Origin of the sequence: Streptococcus thalassemiae (assembly GCF_903645285.1) — a bacterium.
Taxonomy (GTDB): domain Bacteria; phylum Bacillota; class Bacilli; order Lactobacillales; family Streptococcaceae; genus Streptococcus; species Streptococcus thalassemiae.
Genome location: NZ_CAHJXN010000001.1, coordinates 474,706 through 493,609, shown reverse-complemented (window position 1 = coordinate 493,609; position 18,904 = coordinate 474,706). Strand labels below are relative to the sequence as shown.

The 18,904-nt window shown below is 40.9% G+C and carries 20 protein-coding genes; 18 read left to right on the top strand and 2 right to left on the bottom strand.

Features of this window, described 5'->3' with window-relative positions:
- The first annotated feature begins 148 nt into the window (after positions 1–148).
- The 7 genes from HWX15_RS02545 (at position 149) to HWX15_RS02515 (ending at position 8,735) form a co-directional block, all read left to right on the top strand.
- Positions 149–1,810 (top strand): ribonuclease J, encoded by a 1,662-nt coding sequence (locus tag HWX15_RS02545; protein WP_000065626.1) that lies wholly within the window; start codon positions 149–151, stop codon positions 1,808–1,810.
- A 68-nt stretch (positions 1,811–1,878) separates the two neighbouring features.
- A complete protein-coding gene (locus HWX15_RS02540) occupies positions 1,879–2,658 on the top strand; it encodes an alpha/beta hydrolase (RefSeq protein ID WP_175880179.1) in 780 nt (259 codons plus the stop codon).
- A 130-nt stretch (positions 2,659–2,788) separates the two neighbouring features.
- Positions 2,789–4,009 (top strand): peptidoglycan bridge formation alanyltransferase MurM, encoded by a 1,221-nt coding sequence (locus HWX15_RS02535; RefSeq protein ID WP_175880178.1) that lies wholly within the window; start codon positions 2,789–2,791, stop codon positions 4,007–4,009.
- A 4-nt stretch (positions 4,010–4,013) separates the two neighbouring features.
- Complete coding sequence (gene murN, locus HWX15_RS02530) at positions 4,014–5,246, top strand: peptidoglycan bridge formation alanyltransferase MurN (RefSeq protein ID WP_175880177.1); 1,233 nt, start codon at positions 4,014–4,016, stop codon at positions 5,244–5,246.
- 78 nt (positions 5,247–5,324) lie between these two features.
- Positions 5,325–6,026 (top strand): M57 family metalloprotease, encoded by a 702-nt coding sequence (locus HWX15_RS02525; protein ID WP_175880176.1) that lies wholly within the window; start codon positions 5,325–5,327, stop codon positions 6,024–6,026.
- A 38-nt stretch (positions 6,027–6,064) separates the two neighbouring features.
- Complete coding sequence (gene uvrC / locus HWX15_RS02520) at positions 6,065–7,912, top strand: excinuclease ABC subunit UvrC (protein WP_050225226.1); 1,848 nt, start codon at positions 6,065–6,067, stop codon at positions 7,910–7,912.
- Positions 7,902–8,735, top strand: a complete 834-nt coding sequence (locus tag HWX15_RS02515; protein ID WP_055387832.1) for a metallophosphoesterase family protein — start codon at positions 7,902–7,904, stop codon at positions 8,733–8,735. Before uvrC ends, HWX15_RS02515 begins: the two co-directional genes overlap by 11 nt.
- Before the next feature lie 65 nt (positions 8,736–8,800).
- Here the strand turns inward: HWX15_RS02515 and HWX15_RS02510 are convergent, their stop codons facing one another.
- Positions 8,801–9,601 (bottom strand): amino acid ABC transporter substrate-binding protein, encoded by an 801-nt coding sequence (locus HWX15_RS02510; RefSeq protein WP_054436152.1) that lies wholly within the window; start codon positions 9,599–9,601, stop codon positions 8,801–8,803.
- Positions 9,602–9,771: 170 nt separating this feature from the next.
- On the opposite strand from HWX15_RS02510, the gene HWX15_RS02505 reads away from it, so the two are divergent.
- The 6 genes from HWX15_RS02505 (at position 9,772) to brnQ (ending at position 14,456) form a co-directional block, all read left to right on the top strand.
- Entirely contained in the window at positions 9,772–10,377 is a 606-nt protein-coding gene (locus tag HWX15_RS02505; RefSeq protein WP_084927756.1) for a nitroreductase family protein, read from the top strand.
- 13 nt (positions 10,378–10,390) lie between these two features.
- Positions 10,391–11,791, top strand: a complete 1,401-nt coding sequence (gene pepV / locus HWX15_RS02500; RefSeq protein ID WP_175880175.1) for a dipeptidase PepV — start codon at positions 10,391–10,393, stop codon at positions 11,789–11,791.
- Positions 11,792–11,844: 53 nt separating this feature from the next.
- Positions 11,845–12,423 carry a uracil-DNA glycosylase family protein gene (locus HWX15_RS02495; RefSeq protein ID WP_175880174.1) on the top strand — a complete coding sequence of 193 codons (579 nt, stop codon included), beginning with the start codon at positions 11,845–11,847 and terminating at the stop codon, positions 12,421–12,423.
- A 3-nt stretch (positions 12,424–12,426) separates the two neighbouring features.
- Entirely contained in the window at positions 12,427–12,663 is a 237-nt protein-coding gene (locus HWX15_RS09845; RefSeq protein WP_138705978.1) for a hypothetical protein, read from the top strand.
- Between the two features lie 10 nt (positions 12,664–12,673).
- Entirely contained in the window at positions 12,674–12,961 is a 288-nt protein-coding gene (locus HWX15_RS02485; RefSeq protein ID WP_175880173.1) for a rhodanese-like domain-containing protein, read from the top strand.
- Between the two features lie 169 nt (positions 12,962–13,130).
- Positions 13,131–14,456, top strand: coding sequence for a branched-chain amino acid transport system II carrier protein (gene brnQ / locus HWX15_RS02480; protein WP_033685412.1), 1,326 nt, complete (start codon positions 13,131–13,133; stop codon positions 14,454–14,456).
- Between the two features lie 25 nt (positions 14,457–14,481).
- On the opposite strand, the gene HWX15_RS10145 is transcribed toward brnQ, so the two are convergent.
- Complete coding sequence (locus tag HWX15_RS10145; RefSeq protein ID WP_303048041.1) at positions 14,482–14,607, bottom strand: hypothetical protein; 126 nt, start codon at positions 14,605–14,607, stop codon at positions 14,482–14,484.
- Between the two features lie 99 nt (positions 14,608–14,706).
- Between HWX15_RS10145 and HWX15_RS02475 the strand changes: the two genes are divergently transcribed.
- The 5 genes from HWX15_RS02475 to rplA all read left to right on the top strand — a co-directional run bounded on the left by HWX15_RS02475 (position 14,707) and on the right by rplA (position 18,380).
- Positions 14,707–15,744 (top strand): M42 family metallopeptidase, encoded by a 1,038-nt coding sequence (locus tag HWX15_RS02475; RefSeq protein WP_175880172.1) that lies wholly within the window; start codon positions 14,707–14,709, stop codon positions 15,742–15,744.
- Position 15,745: 1 nt separating this feature from the next.
- Positions 15,746–16,216: an HIT family protein gene (locus HWX15_RS02470; protein WP_175880171.1), complete on the top strand. Its 471-nt coding sequence runs from the start codon at positions 15,746–15,748 to the stop codon at positions 16,214–16,216.
- A 2-nt stretch (positions 16,217–16,218) separates the two neighbouring features.
- Positions 16,219–16,935 (top strand): LD-carboxypeptidase LdcB/DacB, encoded by a 717-nt coding sequence (ldcB, locus tag HWX15_RS02465; protein ID WP_175880170.1) that lies wholly within the window; start codon positions 16,219–16,221, stop codon positions 16,933–16,935.
- Between the two features lie 122 nt (positions 16,936–17,057).
- Entirely contained in the window at positions 17,058–17,483 is a 426-nt protein-coding gene (gene rplK, locus HWX15_RS02460) for a 50S ribosomal protein L11 (protein ID WP_001085807.1), read from the top strand.
- Positions 17,484–17,690: 207 nt separating this feature from the next.
- Positions 17,691–18,380, top strand: a complete 690-nt coding sequence (rplA, locus tag HWX15_RS02455) for a 50S ribosomal protein L1 (protein WP_001085675.1) — start codon at positions 17,691–17,693, stop codon at positions 18,378–18,380.
- Positions 18,381–18,904 lie beyond the last annotated feature (524 nt).

The following is an 18,904-nucleotide window of genomic DNA, read 5'->3' as shown; positions in this document are numbered from 1 at the left end:
GCTCTTTTTTGAAAACAAATCTTCATTTTGAAAATCATCAAAAAAATGGTATAATGGTAGGAAAAGATTCGGCTAACAGTAATAGTGCTTTTAGAATAAGAGGGTAAGCAACCCTATAATCAAGATAAACTAAGATTTTGGAGGAAAAATGAGTAATATTAGTTTAACAACACTTGGTGGTGTACGTGAAAATGGGAAAAATATGTACATTGCTGAAATTGGAGAGTCCATTTTTGTTTTGAATGCAGGGTTAAAATATCCCGAAAATGAACAATTAGGGGTCGATGTGGTGATTCCAAAGATGGACTACCTTTTTGAAAATAAAGATCGAATTGCTGGGGTATTTTTAACTCACGGACATGCAGATGCTATTGGTGCTCTGCCTTATCTCTTGGCTGAAGCCAAGGTACCTGTATTTGGCTCTGAGTTGACCATTGAGTTGGCAAAACTCTTTGTCAAAGGAAATGACGCAGTCAAGAAATTTAATGATTTTCATGTTATTGATGAAGATACGGAGATTGATTTTGGTGGGACAGTGGTTTCCTTCTTCCCTACGACTTACTCCGTTCCAGAGAGCCTGGGAATTGTCTTGAAGACAGCTGAAGGGAGCATCGTTTATACAGGTGACTTCAAATTTGACCAGACAGCTAGTGAATCTTATGCGACAGACTTCGCTCGTTTGGCAGAAATCGGTCGTGACGGCGTCCTGGCTCTCCTCAGTGATTCGGCCAATGCGGACAGCAATATTCAGGTGGCTAGTGAAAGTGAAGTTAGAGATGAAATTACCCAAACCATTGCTGACTGGGAAGGTCGTATCATCGTTGCAGCTGTTTCCAGTAACCTTTCTCGTATCCAGCAGATTTTTGACGCTGCGGATAAAACAGGTCGACGTATCGTCTTGACAGGATTTGATATTGAAAATATCGTCCGCACAGCGATTCGTCTCAAGAAGTTGTCTTTAGCCAACGAAATTCTCTTGATTAAGCCGAAAGATATGTCTCGCTTTGAAGACCATGAGTTGATTATTCTTGAGACAGGTCGTATGGGTGAACCTATCAATGGACTTCGTAAGATGTCGATTGGTCGCCATCGTTATGTAGAAATCAAGGATGGGGACCTGGTCTATATTGCTACGGCTCCGTCTATTGCTAAAGAAGCCTTCGTTGCGCGTGTGGAAAATATGATTTATCAGGCAGGAGGGGTTGTCAAATTGATTACCCAAAGTTTACATGTATCAGGGCACGGAAATGCGCGTGATTTGCAGTTGATGATCAATCTCTTGCAACCTAAGTATCTCTTCCCAATTCAAGGGGAATACCGCGAGTTGGATGCTCATGCTAAGGCTGCTATGGCGGTCGGGATGCTGCCAGAACGCATTTTCATTCCTAAAAAGGGAACCAGCATGGCTTATGAGAATGGAGACTTTGTCCCAGCTGGAGCAGTTTCGGCAGGGGATGTCTTGATTGACGGGAATGCCATAGGTGATGTTGGAAATGTGGTTCTTCGTGACCGTAAGGTCTTGTCAGAGGATGGTATTTTCATCGTCGCAATTACCGTTAACCGTCGTGAGAAGAAAATTGTGGCCAAGGCTCGTGTTCACACGCGTGGATTTGTTTATCTCAAGAAGAGTCGCGATATTCTCCGTGAAAGTTCAGAATTGATTAACCAAACGGTAGAAGACTATCTGCAAGGAGATGACTTTGACTGGGCAGACCTCAAAGGGAAGGTTCGTGATAATCTGACCAAGTACCTCTTTGACCAAACCAAGCGTCGTCCAGCTATTTTACCAGTAGTCATGGAAGCAAAATAATCTTTGAAATAAACAGAGAGAAAGTCGAATTTCGGCTTTTTCTTATCGGAAAATAGAAGGAGAAAATCATGGCAGTAATGAAAATCGAGTATTACTCACAAGTCTTGGATATGGAGTGGGGGGTGAATGTCCTCTACCCTGATGCCAATCGAGTGGAAGAACCAGAGTGTAAAGATATCCCTGTCTTGTACCTCTTGCACGGGATGTCTGGCAATCATAATAGTTGGCTCAAGCGGACCAACGTAGAACGATTGCTTCGAGGAACTAATCTCATCGCTGTCATGCCTAATACCAGCAATGGTTGGTACACCGATACCCAGTATGGTTTTGACTATTACACAGCTCTAGCAGAGGAATTGCCACAGGTTCTGAAACGCTTCTTCCCTAATATGACTAGCAAGCGTGAAAAGACCTTTATCGCTGGTCTCTCTATGGGAGGTTACGGCTGTTTTAAACTGGCTCTTGCTACAAATCGTTTCTCTCGTGCAGCTAGCTTTTCAGGCGCCCTTAGTTTTCAAGATTTTTCTCCTGAAAGCCAAAATCTGGGGACACCAGCTTACTGGAGAGGTGTTTTTGGAGAGATTAAAGATTGGACAACTAGTCCCTATTCGCTTGAAAGTCTGGCTAAAAAATCGGATAAAAAGACCAAGCTGTGGGCTTGGTGTGGCGAGCAGGATTTCTTGTATGAAGCCAATAATCTAGCAGTGAAAAATCTCAAAAAACTAGGTTTTGATGTGACCTATAGCCATAGTGCTGGAACTCACGAGTGGTACTACTGGGAAAAACAATTGGAACTGTTCTTAGCAACTCTTCCAATCGATTTCAAATTAGAAGAGAGATTGATTTAGTTTTTTATAAATGAACCACTATTTATAGTTATTCTTGGCTTTAAAACAATGATGGAAGTCTGTTTTCACTAGACTTTTCAAACGAAAGTAGTAGAATAGTAATAAGATACTGGAGGAAAGAGAGTAGGAAATGTACCGTTATCAAATTGGCATTCCCACATTAGAATATGATCAGTTTGTCAAAGAACATGAATTAGCTAATATATTACAAAGTAGTGCTTGGGAAAAAGTGAAATCTGATTGGAATCATGAGAGGATTGGTGTCTATGAAGGGGAGAACTTACTGGCTGTGGCTAGTATTCTCATAAAATCTCTGCCTTTAGGCTATAAAATGTTTTATATTCCAAGAGGTCCTATATTGGATTACAGGGATATAGAACTTTTAAAGTTTGTCCTGCAGTCTATTAAGTCTTATGCTCGCAGTAAGAGAGCGGTTTTTGTGACTTTCGATCCAAGTATTTGTCTATCCCAACATTTGGTCAATCAAGATAAAAGAGAATATCCTGAAAATCTTGCTATTGTTGAGATTTTAGGACAATTAGGAGTGAAATGGTCTGGGCGGACAACCGAGATGGATGACACCATTCAGCCTCGTATTCAGGCGAAAATATATAAGGAAAATTTTGAAGAAGATAAACTTTCTAAATCAACGAGGCAAGCTATCCGAACAGCACGAAACAAAGGGCTTGAAATTCAATATGGTGGACTGGAACTATTAGATTCATTTTCGGAGTTGATGAAAAAAACTGAGAAGCGAAAAGAGATTCATTTAAGAAACGAAGCTTATTATAAAAAATTATTAGATAACTTCAAAGAAGATTCCTATATCACGCTAACGAGTTTGGATGTTTCTAAGCGTTTAAGAGAATTAGAAGAACAGTTAGAAAAAAATAGAGTAGTTGCAGAAAAATTTAATGATGCCACCAAACCTTCAAAAATTCAGGAAAATATAAAAGAAAAAGAACGTTTAGAAGAGGAAATAGATTTTTTGCAGGGATATATGAATATGGGAAAATCAAACATTCCGTTAGCGGCTACTTTGAGTTTGGAATTTGGTATTACCTCTGTCAATCTATATGCTGGTATGGATGATGATTTTAAACGTTACAATGCACCAATTTTAACTTGGTATGAAACGGCTCGCTATGCCTTTGAGCGAGGTATGTTGTGGCAAAATTTAGGTGGTGTTGAAAACTCTCTCAATGGTGGTCTTTATCATTTTAAGGAAAAATTTAATCCAACGATTGAAGAATATTTGGGTGAATTTACAATGCCTACCCATCCTCTCTATCCTCTGTTAAGACTTGCTCTTGATTTCCGTAAAACATTAAGAAAAAAACATAGAAAGTAAGTATATGGCACTAACAACACTCACCAAAGAAGAGTTTCAGATTTATTCTGATCAGGTTTCTTCTCGTTCCTTTATGCAATCTGTCCAGATGGGTGACTTGCTAGAAAAAAGAGGAGCTCAAATTGTTTATCTTGCTTTAAAACAAGAAGGAGAAATTCAAGTTGCAGCTTTGGTTTATAGTTTACCAATGCTAGGTGGTCTTCATATGGAGCTCAATTCGGGGCCGATTTATACCCAACAAGATGCTCTTCTAGTTTTTTATGCGGAGTTAAAAGAATATGCCAAGCAAAATGGTGTATTAGAGTTGCTTGTAAAACCTTATGAAACTTATCAAACTTTTGATAGTGAAGGTAATCCAATAGATGCTGAGAAAAAAAGTATCATTCAAGGTTTAACTGATTTAGGTTATCAATTTGATGGATTGACAAGAGGTTATCCAGGTGGAGAACCAGATTGGTTATACTATAAAGATTTGACTGAATTAACTGAAACGAATTTACTTAAAAGTTTTAGTAAAAAGGGTAAACCTTTGGTGAAAAAAGCTGAAACGTTTGGTATTCGGTTGAAAAAGTTAAAACGTGAAGAACTATCGAGTTTTAAGAATATAACTAAAGAAACCTCTGAACGTAGAGAATATAGTGATAAAAGTTTAGAATATTATGAGCACTTTTATGATTCATTTGGAGAACAAGCGGAGTTTCTCATAGCAAGCTTAAATTTTTCGGACTATATGAGCAAATTGCAAGGTGAACAAAGTAAACTAGAAGAAATCTTGGACAAGTTGCGACTTGATTTGAGTAAAAATCCTCATTCTGAGAAAAAACAAAATCAACTGAGAGAATATTCTAGTCAATTTGAAACGTTTGAAGTTCGAAAAGCAGAAGCGCGAGACTTGATTGAAAAATATGGAGAAGAAGATATTGTTTTAGCCGGGAGTTTATTTGTTTATATGCCTCAGGAAACGACTTATCTCTTTAGTGGTTCTTACACTGAGTTTAATAAGTTCTATGCCCCTGCACTGCTTCAAAAATATGTTATGTTGGAAAGCATAAAACGTGGAATACCTAAATACAACTTCCTAGGCATTCAAGGGATTTTTGATGGTAGTGATGGTGTTTTGCGTTTTAAACAAAATTTTAATGGCTATATTGTACGTAAAGCAGGAACTTTCCGTTATCATCCATCGCCTTTAAAATACAAAGCTATTCAGTTATTCAAAAAAATATTAGGACGTTAAGATGAAAAAGCCAGTATTTAGCTTTCTTTCAGCTTCTTTTAGTAAAATAATTTTTATTTGCTAGAAAGGTGGAGAGGCATGCGCTGGCTTTTTCGTTTGATAGGGGCTTTCTCTTCTTTTGTGTGGCGTTTGTTTTGGCGCCTGGTTTGGATAGTTGTGCTCTTATGTGCGCTTGCTTTCGGACTTCTCTGGTATTTGAACGGAGATTTTCAAGAAGCGCTAAAGCAAGCAGAGCGGTCAGTCAAGATTGGTCAACAAAGTATCGACCAATGGGAAAGAACAGGGCAACTGCCTAAGTTAAGCCAGACAGATAGTCATCAACACTCTGAAGGAAGGTGGCCACAGGCCTCTGCTCGTATTTACTTGGATCCCCAGATGGATTCACGCTTTCAAGAAGCTTATTTAGAAGCAATCCAGAATTGGAATCAAACTGGTGCTTTTAATTTTGAACTCGTGACTGAGTCCAGCACGGCGGATATCTTGGCTACTGAGATGAACAACGGAAACACTCCTGTGGCAGGAGAGGCGGAAAGTCAGACCAATCTCTTAACAGGGCAATTCTTGTCTGTAACGGTGCGCCTGAATCATTATTATTTGTCCAATCCAAACTATGGCTATTCCTATGAGCGCATTGTCCATACGGCAGAACATGAGTTGGGGCATGCGATTGGCTTGGACCATACCGATGAGAAGTCTGTGATGCAACCAGCAGGTTCCTTTTATGGTATTCAGGAAGAGGATGTTGAAAGACTTCGAAAATTATATGAGACTAGTGAGTAGGGAACTATCTTTCCCTACTTTTTTGCTATAATGGAACTATGAACAACTTGATTAAATCAAAACTAGAGCTCTTGCCGACCAGCCCTGGTTGTTACATTCACAAGGATAAAAACGGCACCATTATCTATGTAGGAAAGGCTAAAAATCTGCGTAACCGCGTGAGGTCCTATTTCCGTGGAAGTCATGATACCAAAACAGAGGCTTTGGTGTCTGAAATTGTAGATTTTGAATTTATCGTTACGGAGTCTAATATTGAGGCACTTCTCCTAGAAATCAACCTGATCAAGGAAAATAAGCCTAAATACAATATCATGCTCAAGGATGATAAGTCTTATCCCTTCATCAAAATCACTAATGAGCGCTATCCTCGCTTGATTATCACTCGTCAGGTCAAAAAGGACGGCGGTCTCTACTTTGGACCTTATCCAGATGTGGGGGCAGCCAATGAAATCAAGCGACTTCTGGATCGGATTTTCCCTTTTCGCAAGTGTACCAATCCACCGTCTAAGGTCTGTTTTTACTACCATATCGGCCAGTGTATGGCCCACACCATCTGTAAGAAAGATGAGGCTTATTTCAAGTCTATGGCTCAGGAGGTCTCTGAGTTTCTGAAAGGGCAGGATGACAAAATCATTGATGATCTCAAGGGCAAAATGGCAGCGGCAGCTCAGACTATGGAATTTGAACGTGCGGCGGAATACCGTGACCTAATTCAGGCTATTGGAACGCTTCGAACCAAGCAACGGGTCATGGCTAAGGATCTCCAAAATCGTGATGTCTTTGGCTACTATGTGGACAAGGGATGGATGTGTGTTCAGGTTTTCTTTGTCCGTCAGGGCAAGCTCATCGAACGAGATGTTAACCTCTTCCCCTACTACAATGATCCGGATGAAGATTTTTTGACCTATGTGGGACAATTTTATCAAGAAAAATCTCATCTAGTTCCTAATGAGGTATTGATTCCGCAGGATATCGATGAAGAAGCTGTCAAGGCTTTGGTGGATACCAAGATTCTCAAACCTCAACGTGGAGAGAAAAAACAACTGGTCAATCTAGCTATAAAAAATGCCCGTGTTAGTCTGGAGCAGAAGTTCAATCTGCTAGAAAAATCTGTCGAAAAGACCCAAGGAGCTATTGAAAATCTAGGACGTTTGCTCCAAATTCCGACTCCAGTTCGCATCGAGTCCTTCGATAACTCCAACATCATGGGTACCAGTCCTGTTTCGGCTATGGTGGTCTTTGTTAACGGAAAGCCTAGTAAGAAGGATTACCGTAAGTATAAAATCAAGACTGTGGTTGGGCCAGACGATTATGCCAGTATGCGAGAGGTCATTCGCAGGCGTTATGGTCGAGTACAGCGTGACGGTTTGACTCCCCCAGATTTGATTGTCATTGATGGGGGGCAAGGTCAAGTCAATATCGCCAAGCAGGTCATCCAAGAAGAACTTGGCTTGGATATTCCCATTGCAGGTCTGCAAAAGAATGACAAGCACCAAACCCATGAATTGCTCTTTGGAGATCCGCTTGAGGTGGTGGAGTTGTCTCGCAATTCTCAGGAATTTTTCCTCCTCCAACGTATTCAAGACGAGGTCCACCGCTTTGCTATTACTTTCCATCGCCAACTGCGCTCCAAAAATTCTTTTTCATCACAACTGGATGGAATTGAAGGGCTGGGACCTAAACGCAAGCAAAATCTTATGAAGCATTTCAAGTCTCTAACTAAAATCAAGGAAGCCAGTGTGGATGAGATTGTCGAAGTTGGGGTGCCAAGAACAGTCGCAGAAGCTGTGCAGAAGAAGTTGAACCCGCAGGAAACAGAAACCTTGCCTCAAGTGGCGGAAGAAAGTGTAGAATACCAAACAGAAGGAGACCATCATGAACCATAAAATCGCAATTTTATCAGATATTCATGGCAATGCGACGGCGCTAGAAGCAGTGATTGCAGATGCTAAAAATCAAGGAGTCAGTGAATACTGGCTTCTGGGAGATATTTTTCTTCCTGGTCCAGGCGCAAATGACTTAGTCGCCCTGCTAAAGGACCTTCCTATCACAGCCAGTGTTCGAGGCAATTGGGATGATCGTATCCTTGAGGCCTTGGATGGTGAATATGGTTTGGAACATCCGAAAGAAATCCAGTCAATGCGCATGACCCAGTTTTTGATGGAGCGAATGGATCCTGCAACGATTGTCTGGCTACGAAGCTTGCCTTTGCTGGAAAAGAAAGAAATTGACGGATTGCGCTTTTCTATCTCTCATAATTTGCCAAATAAGAACTATGGTGGTGACTTGCTAGTTGAGAATGATACAGAGAAATTTGACCAACTACTAGATGAGGAAACGGACGTGGCAGTCTATGGTCATGTTCACAAGCAGTTGCTTCGTTATGGCAGTCAAGGGCAACAAATCATCAATCCAGGTTCGATTGGCATGCCCTATTTTAATTGGGAGGCGTTAAAAAATCACCGTGCCCAGTATGCCGTGATAGAAGTTGAAGATGGGGAATTGGTCAATATCCAATTTCGTAAAGTCGCTTATGACTATGAAGCGGAGTTGGAATTGGCCAAATCCAAAGGGCTTCCCTTTATCGAAATGTATGAAGAACTACGTCGTGAAGATAACTATCAGGGGCACAATCTGGAACTATTAGCCAGCTTAATAGAAAAGCATAGGTATGTAGAGGATGTGAAGGATTTTTTTGATTTTTTGTAAAAGTTTCCTAAAATAACCAATGCAAACTAAAAACGATTGACTGGTCCAATCGTTTTTAATATATCTTATTGTAATTGAGATTGATCTGGGAGATAAGAACCACCTAGATAGGTATTGCTGAGTTTTTCAAGGGTTCCGTCTTGATAGAGTTCTTTGAGCGCTTTATCAAATTTCTCTTTAAACTCTTTTTGGTCGCTCGAGAAAATAATATAGTTACTGGGGCTATCAGCAGAAGGCAAGTCAACCACAGAAAGGTCTAAGCTACGATCCTTGATAATCTTTTGAACTGATACCTTGTCAAAGACTAGGAAATCAAATTCATCGTTAGAGAGGTCTAGGATTCGTTTACCAATATCCTCACCAGAAAAATCGATAGTAGCGGGATTGTCAGTGTGTTTCTGATTCCAGTTATTGATGAATTGAGCGTTTGAAGTTCCGGTATCCTCTTGCGTTGTTTTACCAGCAATTTGATCAAGTGAAGTCAAAGGACTTTTCTTGTTGCTGACAAGGACGAGGGGGTTGTTTGAAATGGGAAGTGAATAGAGGTATTTTTCAGCACGCTCTTTTGTATAACTCAAGTTATTGGCTGCTGCTTGATAGTGACCAGAATCAAGCCCTGGGAAGATGCTCTCCCAAGCAGTTCTTTGGAATTGAATCTCGTAGTCGCTGAGTTTTTCATCTACTGCTTTTAGAACTTCAATATCAAAGCCGGTCAGATTGCCCTTGTCTTCGTAGTCAAATGGTGGCACATCACCAGCTGTAGCAACGACGATTGTCTTTTGAGAGTTGGTTGCTTTGGGTGTGGCTTGATTCCCACAGGCAACCAAAAATGGTAGGATAGCTAGTAAAAGGCTAAATTTTTTCATAATGTCTCCATTCAAATGTAAAGTACTTGCTAGTTTATCAGAAACTGTCTTGATGCACCAATATATATCTTTTATGGCTGTGATAAAAAAACTTAATCATGGAAAATATCTGCAAGCTCTTTCAAAATATGGTAGAATGGAAGCAGTAGAATTAGAAAAGGAAATCGATTATGAAATTTCTTGAATTAAACAAAAAACGTCATGCGACTAAGCATTTCACTGACAAGCCTGTTGATCCAAAAGATGTACGTACGGCTATCGAAATTGCAACCTTGGCACCAAGCGCCCACAACAGCCAGCCTTGGAAATTTGTGGTGGTTCGTGAGAAAAATGCCGAACTAGCAAAATTGGCTTACGGTTCCAACTTTGAACAGGTATCATCAGCGCCTGTAACTATTGCCTTGTTTACAGACACAGATTTGGCTAAACGTGCTCGTAAGATTGCCCGAGTTGGTGGTGCTAACAATTTCTCAGAAGAACAACTTCAATACTTCATGAAAAATTTGCCAGCTGAATTTGCCCGTTATAATGAACAACAAGTCAGCGACTACCTAGCCCTCAATGCAGGTTTGGTTGCTATGAACTTGGTTCTGGCTCTTACAGACCAAGGAATCGGATCAAATCTGATTCTTGGTTTTGACAAATCAAAAGTCAATGAGATTTTGGAAATTGAAGACCGCTTCCGCCCAGAACTCTTAATTACAGTGGGTTACACAGACGAGAAATTGGAACCAAGCTACCGCTTACCAGTAGATGAAATCATCGAGAAAAGATAGAAAGAAGAAAGAAATGACAGCAATTGATTTTACAGCAGAAGTAGAAAAACGTAAAGAAGACCTCTTGGCTGACTTGTTTAGCCTTTTGGAAATCAACTCTGAACGTGATGACAGCAAGGTTGATGCTGAGCATCCATTTGGACCTGGGCCGGTAAAAGCCTTGGAAAAATTCCTTGAAATCGCAGACCGTGATGGTTATCCAACTAAAAATGTTGATAACTACGCAGGACATTTTGAGTTTGGTGATGGAGAAGAAGTTCTCGGCATCTTTGCTCATATGGACGTGGTTCCAGCTGGTAGCGGCTGGGACACAGACCCTTACACACCAACTATCAAAGACGGTCGCCTTTATGCGCGTGGGGCTTCAGATGACAAGGGACCTACAACAGCTTGTTACTATGGTTTGAAAATCATCAAAGAATTGGGTCTTCCAACTTCTAAGAAAGTTCGCTTCATCGTTGGAACAGACGAAGAATCAGGCTGGGCAGACATGGACTACTACTTTGAGCACGTAGGACTTGCAAAACCCGACTTCGGTTTCTCTCCAGATGCTGAATTCCCTATCATCAACGGTGAAAAAGGAAATATCACGGAATACCTCCACTTTGCAGGAGAAAATACAGGTGCTGCCCGTCTTCACAGCTTCACAGGTGGTTTGCGTGAAAACATGGTACCAGAATCAGCAACAGCAGTCGTTTCAGGTGATTTGGCTGACTTGCAAGCTAAACTAGATGCCTTTGTTGCAGAACACAAACTTAGAGTAGAACTCCAAGAAGAAAACGGTCAGTACAAGGTTACCATCATTGGTAAATCAGCCCACGGTGCTATGCCTGCTTCAGGTGTCAATGGTGCGACTTACCTTGCCCTCTTCCTTAGTCAGTTTGACTTTGCTGGTCCAGCCAAAGACTACCTTGACATCGCTGGTAAAATTCTCTTGAACGATCATGAGGGTGAAAATCTCAAGATTGCTCATGTGGATGAAAAGATGGGTGCCCTTTCTATGAATGCCGGTGTCTTCCGCTTTGATGAAACAAGCGCTGATAATACCATTGCCCTTAATATCCGCTATCCAAAAGGAACAAGTCCAGAACAAATCAAGTCAATCCTTGAAAACTTGCCAGTTGCTTCTGTTAGCCTTTCTGAACACGGTCATACCCCTCACTATGTGCCAATGGAAGATCCACTTGTGCAAACCTTGTTGAATGTCTATGAAAAACAAACTGGACTTAAAGGTCACGAGCAAGTTATCGGTGGTGGAACCTTTGGTCGTTTGCTCGAACGCGGAGTTGCCTACGGTGCCATGTTCCCAGACTCAATTGATACCATGCACCAAGCCAATGAATTTATCGCCTTGGACGATCTCTTCCGAGCAGCAGCAATCTATGCCGAAGCTATTTACGAATTGATCAAATAAAACGATAGAAGTCTGAGATCTTATGCTTAGACTTCTTTTTGGAGGGAAAGTAGATGTCTCAAATCGAAAGAATCAAGAAAGCTATTATGGCGGATCCACAGAATGCTATCTATACAGAACGCGGAATTGAGCCTCTTTTTGCAGCGCCAAAAACTGCTCGCATCAATATCATCGGTCAGGCGCCTGGTCTTAAAACCCAAGAAGCAGGCCTTTACTGGAAGGACAAAAGTGGTGATCGTTTGCGGGACTGGCTCGGTGTGGATGAAGATACCTTTTACAATTCAGGCTATTTTGCTGTCTTGCCTATGGATTTCTACTTTCCAGGACATGGCAAGTCAGGTGACCTGCCACCGAGAACAGGCTTTGCTGAAAAATGGCATCCACAGCTCTTGCAAGAATTACCCGATATCCAGTTGACCCTCTTGATCGGCCAATATGCCCAAGCCTACTATTTACAGGAGAAAGTCAGTGGCAAGGTGACAGAAAGGGTAAAACATTACCAGAACTACTTGCCAGAGTATTTTCCTTTAGTTCACCCCTCGCCGCGAAATCAAATCTGGATGGCCAAAAATCCTTGGTTTGAGTCAGAAGTGGTGCCAGACTTGAAAAAAAGAATTAAAACCATTTTATAGTCAATGAAAATCAAAGAGCAAACTAGGAAGCTAGCCGCAGGCTGCTCAAAGTACAGCTTTGAGGTTGTGGATAGAACTGACGAAGTCAGCTCAAAACACTGTTTTGAGGTTGTGGATAGAACTGACGAAGTCAGCTCAAAGCACTGCTTTGAGGTTGTGGATAGAACTGACGAAGTCAGTAACCATACCTACGGTAAGGCGACGCTGACGTGGTTTGAAGAGATTTTCGAAGAGTATTAGGAGAAAAAGAATGAAAGAAATAGCCTTTGACGCATTTTACCAGCTTTACCAAAATGACCAACTTTCTCTAGTAGACGTGAGAGAAGTGGATGAGTTTGAAGCTCTTCACTTAGAAGGCGCTCAGAATCTTCCTCTGAGTCAATTAGACGATATCTATGATCAGTTGGACAAGGATCAGTTACATTATGTTATTTGTAAATCTGGAATGAGATCAGCGCGTGCTTGCCAATTCCTATCAGAACAAGGTTATGATGTTATCAATGTCCAAGGTGGAATGACCGCCTTTGAAGAACTCTAAACGTAAGAATTTCTCCTACTTGGTGTGGACTGGGTAGGGGATTTTATTTTTAGACAATTCTTATTTTTAAGAATCTTGAAAACATTCAATATTTACTTCGTGAAGCTTTTTTCATACTCTTATTCATGATATACTAGGTCAGTATTTTATAAATATGAAGGAGATTTTCATGGCTAAAAAAGGTGCCTTAACAGGTTTACTCCTGTTTGGAATATTTTTTGGTGCGGGGAACTTGATTTTTCCGCCTTCTCTAGGTGCTCTATCTGGAGAACATTTTCTTCCTGCTATCGCAGGTTTTGTCTTTTCAGGTGTCGGTATCGCCGTCTTGACACTTATTATTGGAACGCTAAATCCTAAAGGATATATCTACGAGATTTCAACAAAGATAGCGCCTTGGTTTGCGACTCTTTACCTCTCAGTTCTTTACTTGTCAATCGGTCCATTCTTTGCTATCCCACGTACTGCTACAACAGCTTACGAAGTAGGGATTAGCCCCCTTTTATCGGATGCAAATAAAGGTCTTGGTTTGATTGTCTTTACGGTTCTGTATTTTGCGGCAGCCTATTTGATTTCACTTAATCCATCAAAAATCTTGGACCGCATTGGACGTATTTTAACGCCAGTATTTGCGATTTTGATTGTTATCTTGGTTGTTCTGGGAGCTTTCAAATACGGTGGAACAAGTCCTCAAGCTGCTTCAGCTGCTTATCAAGCTTCTGCTTTTGGTACAGGTTTCCTAGAAGGTTACAATACCTTGGATGCCCTTGCCTCAGTTGCCTTTAGTGTGATTGCTGTTCAAACCTTGAAACAACTTGGTTTCTCAAGTAAGAAAGAATACATTTCAACTATTTGGGTGGTTGGTATCGTTGTTGCCCTTGCCTTCAGCGCTCTTTATATCGGTTTAGGTTTCCTTGGAAATCATTTCCCGGTACCAGCTGAGGCGATGAAGGGTGGAACACCAGGTGTTTACATCTTGTCACAAGCCACTCAAGAAATCTTTGGCTCAACAGCTCAACTCTTCCTTGCAGCTATGGTTACCGTAACCTGCTTCACAACAACAGTTGGTTTGATTGTGTCAACAGCTGAGTTCTTTAATGAGCGTTTCCCACAAATCAGTTATAAGGTTTATGCGACGGCCTTTACCTTGATTGGATTTGCTATTGCCAATTTGGGTCTTGATGCGATTATCAAGTACTCAATCCCTGTACTGGTTATCTTGTACCCAATCACGATTGCTATCGTTATGATTGTCATTGTCAACAAATTTGTTGCCCTTTCAAAACCAGGTATGCAGTTGACAATTGCTGTTGTTACAGCTATTGCCATTGCAAGCGTACTAGGAAGCTCATTTAAGGTTGAGTTTCTTGCAAACCTTGTCAATGCTCTTCCTTTTGCCAAGGCATCACTCCCATGGTTAGTACCAGCCGTTGTCGGAATCTTGCTCTCATTGGTTCTACCAAACAAGCAGGAAAGTGATGTTTTTGAAATGGAATAATCACTAATACTCTTCGAAAATCTCTTCAAACCGCGTCAACGTCGCCTTGCCGTATGTGTAGGATACTGACTACGTCAGTTCCATCTACAACCTCAAAACAGTGTTTTGAGCAACCTGCGGTTAGTTTCCTAGTTTGCTCTTTGATTTTCATTGAGTATAAAATCACTTTTGTAGCCAAGTCTACAGGAGTGATTTTCTTTTTTTATCCGATGATAAATGTGTTATAATAGGTAGCAAAAGAGGTAAATAAATGAATCAAACAGTAGAATATATCAAAGAACTAACAGCCATTGCATCGCCAACAGGCTTCACTCGTGAGATTTCGGACTATTTAGTCAAGACTCTAGAAGCTTTTGGTTACCAGCCGGTTCGCACAGCTAAGGGTGGTGTCAATGTGACCATTAAAGGTCAAAATGATGAAGAGCATCGCTATGTGACTGCCCATGTGGATACGCTGGGGGCCATTGTCCGTGCAGTCAAACCAGACGGTCGTCTCAAAATGGACCGTATCGGTGGTTTTCCTTGGAACATGATTGAAGGTGAAAACTGTACCGTTCATGTGGCTAGCACAGGTCAAAAAGTATCAGGAACCATCCTCATCCACCAAACTTCTTGCCATGTCTATAAGGATGCAGGAACTGCAGAACGCACGCAGGATAATATGGAAGTGCGTTTGGACGCCAAAGTAACCAGTGAAAAAGAAACTCGTGCTCTTGGTATTGAGGTCGGTGATTTTATCAGCTTTGATCCACGAACCGTCGTGACAGAGACAGGTTTTATCAAGTCTCGTCATTTGGATGACAAGGTCAGCGCAGCGATTTTGCTTAAGCTCCTTCGTATCTATAAGGAAGAGAAGATTGAATTGCCCGTAACAACCCATTTTGCTTTTTCAGTCTTTGAAGAAGTGGGGCATGGGGCTAATTCTAATATTCCTGATCAGGTAGTAGAATATCTGGCTGTGGATATGGGAGCTATGGGAGATGACCAGCAAACAGATGAGTATACAGTGTCTATCTGTGTCAAGGATGCTTCAGGCCCTTATCACTATGACTTCCGTCAACATTTGGTTGCTTTGGCTAAAGAGCAAGGTATTCCATTTAAGCTCGATATCTATCCATTTTATGGTTCAGACGCTTCAGCGGCTATGTCTGCAGGGGCAGAAGTCAAACACGCCCTTCTCGGTGCTGGTATCGAGTCTAGTCATTCTTATGAGCGTACTCATATTGACTCGGTGGTCGCAACAGAACGAATGGTCGATGCTTATCTTAAGAGCGCATTGGTAGACTAATATGTGTTTGATTTGCCAGAGAATTGAGCTCATCAAGAAGGGAGAAAATCCCTATTTTGTCAAAGAGTTGGAAACAGGCTATCTTGTGGTTGGAGACCACCAGTATTTTGCAGGCTATAGTCTCTTTCTAGCCAAGGAACATGTCACCGAATTGCACCATTTGAAAAAGGAAACAAGACTCCGTTTTCTCGAAGAAATGAGTCTAGTCCAAGAGGCAGTTGCCAAGGCATTTGCTGCTGAGAAAATGAATATCGAACTGCTAGGAAATGGCGATGCCCATCTTCATTGGCATCTGTTTCCACGACGGACAGGTGATATGAATGGCCACGGTCTTAAAGGTCGTGGTCCAGTCTGGTGGGTTCCCTTTGAAGAAATGACAGCAGAAACATACCAAGTAAAAACGGATGAGATTAAAAGATTAGTCGAATGTTTATCGTCAGAAGTAGATAACCTATTAGAAATAAAGGAGTAGAAATGAAAAAAAGATACCTTATCTTGACAGCCTTGCTAGCCTTGAGTCTAGCAGCTTGTTCACAAGAAAAAGCAAAAAATGAAGATGGAGAAGCTAAGACAGAACAGACAGCCAAAGCTGATGGAACAGTAGGAAGTAAGTCTCAAGGAGCTGCCCAGAAGAAAGCAGAAGTGGTCAATAAAGGAGACTACTACAGCATCCAAGGAAAATACGATGAAATCATCGTAGCCAACAAACACTACCCATTGTCAAAAGACTACAATCCAGGGGAAAATCCAACAGCCAAGGCTGAGTTGGTTAAACTCATCAAAGCGATGCAAGAGGCAGGTTTCCCAATTAGTGATCATTATAGTGGTTTTAGAAGTTATGAAACTCAGACCAAGCTCTACCAAGATTATGTTAATCAAGATGGGAAAGCAGCAGCTGACCGTTACTCTGCTCGTCCTGGCTATAGCGAACACCAAACTGGCTTGGCCTTTGATGTTATTGGGACTGATGGTGATTTAGTAACAGAAGAAAAAGCGGCTCAATGGCTCTTGGATCATGCTGCTGATTATGGCTTTGTTGTCCGTTATCTCAAAGGTAAGGAAAAAGAAACAGGCTATATGGCTGAGGAATGGCACCTTCGTTATGTCGGAAAAGAAGCTAAAGAAATTGCTGAGAGTGGTCTCAGTTTGGAAGAATACTATGGCTTTGAAGGCGGAGATTACGTCGATTAAAAAATAAACTTTTCTCTTGCAATTCCAGATAAATAGTGTATAATAGATGGGTATGTGAAAAACATACTTGTGGGAGGTAAAAATCTCTAATTACCGCCAAAACCACAAAGGAGGATTTAAAAATGGCTAAAAAAGTCGAAAAACTTGTAAAATTGCAAATCCCTGCTGGTAAAGCTACACCAGCTCCACCAGTTGGACCTGCTCTTGGTCAAGCTGGTATCAACATCATGGGATTCACAAAAGAGTTCAACGCTCGTACAGCTGACCAAGCTGGTATGATCATTCCAGTTGTTATCTCAGTTTACGAAGATAAATCATTTACTTTCATCACTAAAACACCACCAGCTGCTGTTCTTTTGAAAAAAGCTGCAGGTGTTGAAAAAGGATCAGGTACACCTAACAAAACTAAAGTTGCTACAGTTACTCGTGCACAAGTACAAGAAATTGCAGAAACTAAGATGCCAGATTTGAACGCAGCAAACGTAGAGTCTGCAATGCGTATGATCGAAGGTACTGCTCGTTCTATGGGATTCACTGTTGTTGACTAATCAATAACACAGTAGAAAATCTCACAGCAGTCTATTAGTTACTTTTCATACTAGGCAAGTGACTGATGCTTGTACTTGGGTACAGCAAGGGAACTTAAGGCCGTAGGAAAAAGAAAGTAATAGACTGAAAACCCGCAAGACTTCATCATTTCGAGGAGTGACGTGGGAGATGAAAATCGATTGAACCACTTACAAGGAGAATAGAAAATGGCTAAAAAAAGCAAACAACTTCGTGCTGCTCTTGAGAAAATCGACAGCACAAAAGCATACAGCGTAGAAGAAGCTGTAGCACTTGCAAAAGAAACTAACTTTGCAAAATTTGACGCAACTGTAGAAGTTGCTTACAACTTGAACATCGACGTTAAAAAAGCTGACCAACAAATCCGTGGAGCAATGGTATTGCCAAACGGTACAGGTAAAACTTCACGCGTTCTTGTTTTCGCACGTGGTGCAAAAGCTGAAGAAGCAAAAGCTGCTGGTGCAGACTTTGTTGGTGAAGATGACCTTGTTGCTAAAATCAACGATGGTTGGTTGGACTTCGACGTAGTTATCGCTACACCTGACATGATGGCTCTTGTTGGACGTCTTGGACGTGTCCTTGGACCACGTAACTTGATGCCAAACCCTAAAACTGGTACTGTAACAATGGATGTTGCTAAAGCAGTTGAAGAGTCTAAAGGTGGTAAAATTACTTACCGTGCTGACCGTGCAGGTAACGTTCAAGCAATCATCGGTAAAGTATCATTTGAAGCTGAAAAATTGGTTGAAAACTTCAAAGCTTTCAACGAAACAATTCAAAAAGCAAAACCAGCTACAGCTAAAGGAACTTACGTAACAAACTTGACTATCACAACTACTCAAGGTGTTGGTATCAAAGTTGACGTAAACTCACTTTAATCAGTAGTTAAAGTAATGTAAAAAAGTTGAAGACGCTATGTCTCAACTTTTTTTGATTTCAAAATATCTTCTTGTAAGGTAATACTCAATGAAAATCAAAGAGCAAACTAGGAAGCTAGCCGCAGGCTGTACTTGAGTACGGCAAGGTGAAGCTGACGTGGTTTGAAGAGATTTTCGAAGAGTATAAATTTAAGTTACTGCTGTTATTCTTAGAGTCACGTGTTTTAATACAATACTCTTTAAGCGTATTTAAATTGGTTTTATACTAAAGCATTGATCATCGTTAATGAAAAATAGAAAAATCTCTAATAAAATTAAAAAACACTCATTCAAACTCAATAATTACCAGTTATAATACTTGAATGCTACAAATATAAATGCTATAATGAACTGAAATGTGTACAATTATTTAGCAATCTTTTTTAAGATGTTCTTCTCTTAATATTACTAAAAAATTTAAGGGGGGGGGCTTTTTATTTGCCCTAATGCTTTAAATCAACACGAATAAAATAAATCAAGGAGGT

What these genes read in the sequence shown, in the direction of transcription:
- HWX15_RS02505 (WP_084927756.1), top strand. Translation starts at nt 9,772, where the DNA reads ATGAAATTTCTTGAATTAAACAAAAAACGTCATGCGACTAAGCATTTC.
- pepV (WP_175880175.1), top strand. Translation starts at nt 10,391, where the DNA reads ATGACAGCAATTGATTTTACAGCAGAAGTAGAAAAACGTAAAGAAGAC.
- brnQ (WP_033685412.1), top strand. Translation starts at nt 13,131, where the DNA reads ATGGCTAAAAAAGGTGCCTTAACAGGTTTACTCCTGTTTGGAATATTT.
- HWX15_RS02535 (WP_175880178.1), top strand. Translation starts at nt 2,789, where the DNA reads ATGTACCGTTATCAAATTGGCATTCCCACATTAGAATATGATCAGTTT.
- HWX15_RS09845 (WP_138705978.1), top strand. Translation starts at nt 12,427, where the DNA reads ATGAAAATCAAAGAGCAAACTAGGAAGCTAGCCGCAGGCTGCTCAAAG.
- HWX15_RS02475 (WP_175880172.1), top strand. Translation starts at nt 14,707, where the DNA reads ATGAATCAAACAGTAGAATATATCAAAGAACTAACAGCCATTGCATCG.
- HWX15_RS02510 (WP_054436152.1), bottom strand. Translation starts at nt 9,601, where the DNA reads ATGAAAAAATTTAGCCTTTTACTAGCTATCCTACCATTTTTGGTTGCC.
- rplK (WP_001085807.1), top strand. Translation starts at nt 17,058, where the DNA reads ATGGCTAAAAAAGTCGAAAAACTTGTAAAATTGCAAATCCCTGCTGGT.
- HWX15_RS02495 (WP_175880174.1), top strand. Translation starts at nt 11,845, where the DNA reads ATGTCTCAAATCGAAAGAATCAAGAAAGCTATTATGGCGGATCCACAG.
- HWX15_RS02525 (WP_175880176.1), top strand. Translation starts at nt 5,325, where the DNA reads ATGCGCTGGCTTTTTCGTTTGATAGGGGCTTTCTCTTCTTTTGTGTGG.
- HWX15_RS10145 (WP_303048041.1), bottom strand. Translation starts at nt 14,607, where the DNA reads ATGAAAATCAAAGAGCAAACTAGGAAACTAACCGCAGGTTGCTCAAAA.
- HWX15_RS02545 (WP_000065626.1), top strand. Translation starts at nt 149, where the DNA reads ATGAGTAATATTAGTTTAACAACACTTGGTGGTGTACGTGAAAATGGG.
- HWX15_RS02485 (WP_175880173.1), top strand. Translation starts at nt 12,674, where the DNA reads ATGAAAGAAATAGCCTTTGACGCATTTTACCAGCTTTACCAAAATGAC.
- rplA (WP_001085675.1), top strand. Translation starts at nt 17,691, where the DNA reads ATGGCTAAAAAAAGCAAACAACTTCGTGCTGCTCTTGAGAAAATCGAC.
- HWX15_RS02515 (WP_055387832.1), top strand. Translation starts at nt 7,902, where the DNA reads ATGAACCATAAAATCGCAATTTTATCAGATATTCATGGCAATGCGACG.
- HWX15_RS02470 (WP_175880171.1), top strand. Translation starts at nt 15,746, where the DNA reads ATGTGTTTGATTTGCCAGAGAATTGAGCTCATCAAGAAGGGAGAAAAT.
- HWX15_RS02540 (WP_175880179.1), top strand. Translation starts at nt 1,879, where the DNA reads ATGGCAGTAATGAAAATCGAGTATTACTCACAAGTCTTGGATATGGAG.
- murN (WP_175880177.1), top strand. Translation starts at nt 4,014, where the DNA reads ATGGCACTAACAACACTCACCAAAGAAGAGTTTCAGATTTATTCTGAT.
- ldcB (WP_175880170.1), top strand. Translation starts at nt 16,219, where the DNA reads ATGAAAAAAAGATACCTTATCTTGACAGCCTTGCTAGCCTTGAGTCTA.
- uvrC (WP_050225226.1), top strand. Translation starts at nt 6,065, where the DNA reads ATGAACAACTTGATTAAATCAAAACTAGAGCTCTTGCCGACCAGCCCT.